Source organism: Methylobacterium sp. 190mf (assembly GCF_900107945.1).
Lineage (GTDB): Bacteria > Pseudomonadota > Alphaproteobacteria > Rhizobiales > Beijerinckiaceae > Methylobacterium.
Window position 1 is genome coordinate 1 of sequence record NZ_FNVI01000065.1, and the last position, 5,182, is coordinate 5,182.

General features: G+C 63.3%; 5 protein-coding genes. 4 read left to right on the forward strand and 1 reads right to left on the reverse strand.

Translation table 11 applies throughout. The annotated features are described in order from the left end of the window. On the forward strand, nucleotides 1-570 hold a 570-nt coding region (locus C4T42_RS31110), incomplete at its 5' end, for an IS110 family transposase (protein WP_107491599.1). A gap of 363 nt (nucleotides 571-933) precedes the next feature. On the opposite strand, the gene C4T42_RS31115 is transcribed toward C4T42_RS31110, so the two are convergent. After that, the gene (locus C4T42_RS31115) at nucleotides 934-3,132 is read right to left on the reverse strand and encodes a TonB-dependent siderophore receptor (RefSeq protein WP_051123815.1); all 2,199 of its coding nucleotides are present in this window, start codon (nucleotides 3,130-3,132) and stop codon (nucleotides 934-936) included. Nucleotides 3,133-4,231: 1,099 nt separating this feature from the next. On the opposite strand from C4T42_RS31115, the gene C4T42_RS31120 reads away from it, so the two are divergent. From C4T42_RS31120 to C4T42_RS31130, 3 genes are all read left to right on the forward strand, one after another. Then, the gene (locus C4T42_RS31120; RefSeq protein ID WP_020096551.1) at nucleotides 4,232-4,441 is read left to right on the forward strand and encodes a cold-shock protein; all 210 of its coding nucleotides are present in this window, start codon (nucleotides 4,232-4,234) and stop codon (nucleotides 4,439-4,441) included. Between the two features lie 104 nt (nucleotides 4,442-4,545). Further along, complete coding sequence (locus C4T42_RS31125) at nucleotides 4,546-4,809, forward strand: DUF6481 family protein (protein WP_244603333.1); 264 nt, start codon at nucleotides 4,546-4,548, stop codon at nucleotides 4,807-4,809. Between the two features lie 78 nt (nucleotides 4,810-4,887). Continuing rightward, on the forward strand, nucleotides 4,888-5,182 hold a 295-nt coding region (locus C4T42_RS31130; protein WP_146074035.1), incomplete at its 3' end, for a transposase.

Sequence of the window (5,182 nt, forward strand, 5' to 3'; positions counted from 1 at the left end):
CTGCGGCACGCGCTCGAACTGGCGGCCCGGCTCTCGGCCGGAGACGCGGCCGAGGTGCCGCCGTTAGCCCAGCGCAAGGTGACCGGGTTGGCCGATCAGATCGGTGCCTTGCAGATCCAACTCACCCGACTGGAGAAGGAGTTGCTGGCCTGGTACCGGGAAAGCGACCTGTCGCAGCGCCTTGCGACGATCCCGGGTGTCGGCATCGTCTCGGCAACCGCGTTGGCCGCCTCGGTGAGCGAGCCCGAACGCTTCCGCTCCGGTCGGCAGTTCGCGGCCTCGTTGGGCCTGACACCGCTGCAGAACTGCAGTGGTGGCAAGGAGCGCCTGGGCCGGATCTCGCGCATGGGCGACCGCTATTTGCGCCGGCTGCTCGTAGTCGGCATGACCTCTCTGATCCGGCGTGCGAAGACGACACCGACCTCGGTCGACCCGCGGCTGCCGGCGCTGCTGCAGCGTAAGCCGGTGCGCGTGGTGACCGTGGCGGCGGCCAATCGCACGGCGCGGGTCGCCTGGGCGATCATGACCCGCGGCGGCACCTACCGCGCACCGGCGGCCAGGGCTGCCTGACAGCACGCAAAGGAGACGTTTCCAGGTTGCGAGGACGATGAGAGTTGATGGCGAACCGGTCAGACCGGGAGCCGGGACACCCCGCCGGCTGTCCAGGGCGTCATAGCCCGCAAAGCAGAGTGGGACCCAGCTCGCGGATACCATCAGGGCCAGCGGTCAACATGAACGACTGCATCGACAGGCCGGACACAAGACTGCACCCGACCAACGCGTCAGAAGCTCAATTGCCACTTGCAATGCGGGAGCCATCCACACAGGACGGGCAGGAAACCACCCTGAGCGGCCATCCTCCTATCGACCCATGTCGGATGCTGAGGTCGTTTTCAGGGTTTTCCGAAAGCCGCCGTTAAGACAACCTCATCGTCAAAAATCGATTGATGCCGAGAGCAGGAACGTCCGCGGCGTGCCCTGGCTCAGGATGCCTCGACCTGTCGACGCCCAGTAGTTGTTGCCGGTTGCGTTGACGACGTTCGCCCGAAGCGTCAGCGGGCGGTCCTGGAATGTGGTAGCGTAGCGTAGGCCGACATCGAGAGTCGCCCAATCCGGGATCTTCTGGCTGTTGGCTAGGTCGTAGTACTGGGCCGACGTGTAGATCACCCGGCCGGTGACCGTCAGGCCTGGGATGAAGCCCGGCGGCAGGTCGTACTCGCCGTAGAGGTTGAGCTGCACGTCCGGCACGCCCACTGCGACGCGACCGATGTTGCGAGGATCCTGGGCACGCACCTGCACGCCGTCGAGCAGGCTGACGCCGCCCAGGACGCGGATGCCCGGCGCCGGTTCGCCGAACACGGTGAGCTCGACTCCGCTGTTGCGCTGGCGCCCGTCGACCGAGAAAACGAGGGTCCGGGCATCGAGGAAGCCGGACGGCTGCTCAATCTCAAAGGCGGCGAAGCCGACCCCGACGGCACCGAAATCGTACTTGGCGCCGACCTCAGTCTGGCGGGAGACGAAGGCCGGGAAGGCGGCGGTGGCGTTGACGGCGTTCACGGGCGGAGCCGGGGATGTCAGGCCCTCGATGTAGTTGGCGTAGAGCGAGAGGCGCTCCCACGGCTTCACCACGAGGCCGATCCCCGGTGAGAATGCACCGCTCTCGCTCGAACCGGTCCGGAACCCCGTGACTGGGTTGTACGAGTTCACGTCGAGGCTCTGCCAGCGACCGCCGAGGGTGAGCAGCACGCGGTCGTCCAAGACCGACAGAGTGTCGGCGATGGCGATGCTGCGGTTGATCCGGCTCGAGGTGCGCGGCGTCGCATCCGACAGGCCGAGGGTCGAGCGTGGGGGGAGATAGACCGGAGCGTAGAGGTTCGAGACGATCGGCGCGCCGGCATTCTGCGCCGGCGGCTGGGCGAGGTCCTGCCAGAACCCGACCGCGGCTAGGCCGAAGCTGTGCTTGATCGGTCCAGTCTCGACGGTGCCGCGCAGTCCCGCCTCCGCCGTCTGGTTGACGATGTGGAACGGCAGGTAGCTGACCGGGTCGCGATAGTCGCCGCGGGCGTTGAAGATGGTCAGGACGCCGCCGAAGTACTCCTGCCGGAAGTTCGAGGCGCCGTAGGCACCGTAGACGGTGAGATCGGGCGTGAGGTCGTACTCGATCCGCGTGGCGAGCTGCTGGTTGGCGCTGTCGCGATACTCCCACGGCTGCTGCTGGTTCAGGGTCAGGTCCGGCGCGCGGGGGATGCGTACGCCTGCCGCCACGTTGCGGTTGCGCAGCGGCGAAGTGAAGTCGAGTTCCTGATATCCGAGATCGAGGCTCGCCCGCAGGCGCTCGCCGCGATAGTCGAGGGCGAGGGCCGCGAGGCCGAAATGTACGCTCTGATTGTCGATCGGGGTGTTGCCGTTGTTGAAGGCACCGTTGAAGCGGATGCCCCACTCCTTCGCGTCGCCGAAGCGGCGGCTCACATCGACGGCCTTGTAGACCTGGGCGTCCGAGCTGTAGCCGAGGGTGACGCGGTTGAGCGGCTCCTCACCGGCGCGCTTCGGGATCAGGTTGATGATGCCGCCGATATTGCCGAAGGGCGGGACGCCGGAGAGCAGCGTGGACGGCCCGCGCAGCACCTCGACGCGCTCGATCGGCTCGATCGCCGGGTTGAACGCATCGGCCACGCCGAACAGCCCGTTGAAGGCAATGTCCTGGGCGAAGACCGGAAATCCGCGGATGAAGAAGCCGAGGATGCCGGAGAAGGCCGGTACATTGGTGCGGATGGACGGATCGTTGTTGACCACGTCCTGAACGTTGCGAGCCTGCTGATCGCGGATGAGCTTGTCCGTGTAGCTGGTCGAGCTGAAGGGCTGATCGAAGACGTTGCGGTTGCCGAGTAGCCCGAGCCGCGAGCCTGAGCCGACTACGCCGCCGGGGTATGCGGATGGCGGGAGTCCAACGATCGCGGTCGAAGGGAGCGGAACGTTCCGTCCCTGCCCTCGCGCTTCTACCGAGAGTTCATCGAGCTGCACCTCCTGTGCGATGGCGCCGGACATGCCATTAATCGAGCCAAGAAGCGCAAGCCAAACGCCGAGTTCTCGCCCAGTCTTAAGTCTGGTGGCACGGATTTCTAGACGCTGCATTTCAACTCAACTCAGGATAGATATAAATTAAGAGGGGGCTCGTCTCTGACACTTTCCTCGCGTTCGTTACTTGCGCGCCCTGCCTAGCTAAGCAATCCGGGAAGCGTCTACGAAAGGGCAAATTCTGACTCTGTTGCTCAGATGTTTCATTGTTATAATGGAATAATTACAATCATAAAATTCATATGCCATCGACCGTTGAGTCGTCATAGATTCAATGCTCGAGATGTAAAGACTTTCAAGATGGATCCATTTTTTGTTTTGTATGGAGTATATATAGACAGAAAAGGGTGCGATATTGTCTGCACCGAGGCTAGGTGCCATCCAAGGGGGATGTCCGTTTCTCTGCCTTCCCGCTTGGAAGCGGTCCGGCGGAAATCCACCCATTTGAGACGCTCTGAGGGCCGTTGGCCCCGGCAGGACATGGCCGAAAGATGCCAGTCTGCGTCGGGGAAGGGCCGTTAGCAAAGCGGACGGATTTCCGCTGCTCCGCGCACGGCTTCAGTCCGTCACGCGGCCGATGGCTGTGGCTCGGTTCTAAAAGGAACTGGCCGGCTGACGATGCGCTCGGCTGGCGGCTCATGGCGCGCGCGGGCGCGACTATGAGAGCTTGCCACCAGCCGCCTCGATTCCGGCTCGGATGCCGAGGAGGAACCGCGTCGTACCGGCGACCGCATCGGGCTCAGCTGGCGCCGCCGGAGGGGCAACAGCTGTCCCCTGGATAAGTTGGAAGCCGACTGCGAAACCTTCCCGAAAATCGCCGTGCGGCACCCTGCTGATAGGCATCTGCAACTCCGATGGTTCAGGTGTCAGACCCTCAAATGGGAGTCCCCATCATCTATGGTTGTGCCCAAGAAATCGTAACGGCAAGGCCTGGAATACCGGCAACGACAACCAATTTCTTGCAAATCGGATTTACGGTTGTGATTATCCCGCGAATGGCGTACAGATCATAAATCGACTTTTGGCCAGACATTCGGCCGTATCGCCTCAACAGGGCGAGCGCTCTGCATCTCTCCCATTTTCGACGACTATCGACCGAGCGCGTGTGACCCATGCGTTCGACCTATTTGTTTGCCTATAATGATACGGAATACCTATGACCATCGGCACCGTTAAGTGGTTCAACGACACCAAGGGCTTCGGCTTCATTCAGCCGGATGACGGCGGCAAGGACGTGTTCGTCCACATCTCCGCCGTCGAGCGCGCCGGCATGAACAACCTCGTCGAGGGCCAGAAGGTCTCCTACGAGATGGAATCCGACCGCCGCACGGGTAAGCAGTCCGCCGGCAGCCTTCAGGCCGCTTGAGCCTCACTCGTCTAGCTATGACGAGCTTCGAAGCCGTTCCCTCGGGAGCGGCTTCATCTGTTTCTCGCTACCCGGCTGAGCCGTGGTGCGCACAAGGAATGTTCGTGGGACAATTCAAAACAGACCAGCTTGTTGATCGTCTTGAGGCAATTGCCAAAGCACGGCAGGCCACACTCGCCCGGTTCCGGGCACGCCCTGCACTGGATGATCCGGCCGTTCTCGCACGGCAGGCCGCGCGGCAAGCCATCGTTCAGGCACGAGAGGTGCGGATCAACGAGCGGGACATAGCCCGCTTGGCAGGGGAAGCTGAGCGCGAGGCTGAAGCCCTGGCCGCAAAGGAGCGTGCCGCGGCGGAACTCGTCCGCTAGGCCGCCGAAAAAGCAGAACGGCAAGCTGTGAATCGCCCCGGGATTTTCGGAGGCTCCAACTCTTGAGAGACTGGAGCCATGACGAAGCATACCCCACCCTTTTCCCCTGAGGTTCGCGAGCGGGCAGTCCGGCTGGCCCGGGAGCATGAGAGCGAGCACGGTTCGCAATGGGCCGCGATCCAGTCGATCGCGGCCAAAATCGGTTGCTCTGGCGAAACGCTGCGCAAGTGGGTCCGTCAGGCCGAGCGCGACCGGGGCGTGCGGGCCGGACCGACGACGGATGAGCGCGAGCGGATCAAGGCGCTGGAGCGGGAGAACCGCGAGCTCCGGCAGGCCAACGAGATCCTCAGGAAGGCGAGCGCGTATTTTGCCC